Genomic DNA, 857 nt, shown 5'->3' on the forward strand with positions numbered 1-857 from the left:
GTTGTTACGCCTCGATTGGTACCTGGTTGTAATGCCGCATCGGGCTTGTCAATGCGCTCAATTAATTTAGGTTGCTCAGGCGATACTGTGTGCGATATTGTTTTATCTAGCTGTTTGCGCTTAAGTATATCGGCCATATTAACCAGTGCGCGATTGGCGCTGGCAAGGTGTTTTGATTTACTCGCTGCAGAAGCGGCAACACCCACCCCGCCTGTTAATATCGCTAATAATATTTCAAAGGCCATCACACCAGTTATGCGCTGTTTATCAACGTACGAGTGGGCTTCAATATAGTCATACGGGAAGCGCGCGAGTGTATTGCGAGTGTCTTCATCGTCCATTAAGGCGAGTAATAATTCAAAGGCATCTGATAATGTACTGGTTGTTTTTTGGCTAAAGGCTAAAATTGTTTCAAGTTCGTGCTTAACCGCGTGTTTATCACCACTTGCAACAGCGTCAATCATTCTAAAGCAGGCAGAATACACACTGATATTTACATCAATCCCCAATACGATCAAATCAGCGATACCCGTTACAAGGGACTTTGCGCCTTGATACAGGCCCGTTGCGCGTGCACCGGTTTCAATCATCCATTGGGTAAAAAAGTCCTCTTGCTCAAAAATAGCATCGCCAATAGCTGCTTGTTTGCGTATTTCATTAAGCATGGAGGTGAGATGTTGTTTAAAGTCGTTACGCAGTTGGATGAGTTGTTGTTCATCAGCTTGAGTGGTTGCGCGCAGCAAAACATCACTTTTACCTTGCGGTAAATTAGCCAAGGTGGCTACACCGTTTGCCAGTGAGCCGGTATGTTCAACGCCCTCATTATCGATAACAATATAGTCAATACCATCAACGGG

Annotated in this window: 1 pseudogene; it reads right to left on the bottom strand. The window is 44.8% G+C overall.

Annotation, left to right across the window (positions count from 1 at the left end):
- Positions 1-857, bottom strand: a pseudogene (locus AAEY62_RS20010) (contractile injection system protein, VgrG/Pvc8 family); the annotation flags it as partial.

The sequence above is a fragment of the Pseudoalteromonas sp. GW168-MNA-CIBAN-0100 genome (assembly GCF_040309225.1).
GTDB classification, from domain to species: Bacteria; Pseudomonadota; Gammaproteobacteria; order Enterobacterales; family Alteromonadaceae; genus Pseudoalteromonas; species Pseudoalteromonas arctica.